Annotated in this window: 2 protein-coding genes; both read right to left on the bottom strand. The window is 71.2% G+C overall.

Annotation, left to right across the window (positions count from 1 at the left end; all coding sequences use genetic code 11):
- On the bottom strand, positions 1 to 643 hold a 643-nt coding region (locus TN53_RS41335), incomplete at its 3' end, for a beta-ketoacyl synthase N-terminal-like domain-containing protein (protein ID WP_046264040.1).
- The coding region (locus TN53_RS41330; protein ID WP_046264039.1) for a TcmI family type II polyketide cyclase at positions 643 to 772 on the bottom strand (130 nt) is incomplete at its 5' end. The genes TN53_RS41330 and TN53_RS41335, both read right to left, overlap by 1 nt.

Raw genomic sequence — 772 nt, 5'->3', positions numbered from 1 at the left:
GGGTTGCCTTGATGGCGTCGAAGCAGGCCACCGTGATGGGCGAAATGGGGGCGGCCGCGGCGCCGGCGAACATGACGTCGGCGCTGCCCTCGCGGATCAGCTCGGTGGCGTATCCCACCGAGTCCAGGCCCGAGGTGCAGCCGGTGGAGACGACGGCGGCGGGGCCCTCGGCGCCGACCTTCCAGGCCACTTCGCTGGCGAAGGAGCTCGGTACGAAGTAGTCGTACAGGTGCGGCACCGCGTAGCGGTGGTCGACCAGGTCGAGTCGGCCGCCGTCACTGACGATGCGGTACTCGCGGTCCAGGGCCATGGTCGCGCCGACGCCGCTGCCCACGGTGACACCCGTGCGGTGCGGGTCGAGGTCGCTCAGGGCCAGTCCGCTGTCGGTGAGGGCCTCGGCGGTGGTGACGACCGCGAACTGGGCGGCGCGGTCCATGCGCCGGACCTCCTGCGGGCTCAGGCCGTGCAGTTCGGGGTCGAAGTCGACCTCGGCGGCCACCCGTGAGCGAAACGGTGTCGCGTCGAAGGAGGTGATGGTGCGGGTGGCGGTGCGGCCGGTGCTGAGCAGGTTCCAGAAGTCCTTGGTCCCGACCCCGCCGGGGGCCACCACACCGATGCCGGTGATCACTACCTGGCGCGCCATCAGGAGGCCCAGTGGTAGAAGCGGGTGGCCATCGCGTCGGCCGGCGAGCGCCAGGTCGCCGGGTCGTAGGCCTCGATGAACGGCTTCAGGTCGTCGCTGACCTGCACGAACCGCGGGTCGGTCTTGGCC

The sequence above is a fragment of the Streptomyces sp. WM6386 genome, from assembly GCF_000972385.1.
Lineage (GTDB): Bacteria > Actinomycetota > Actinomycetes > Streptomycetales > Streptomycetaceae > Streptomyces.
The sequence above is the reverse complement of the archived record's forward strand: the minus strand, read 5'-3'. Positions and strand labels throughout refer to the sequence as shown.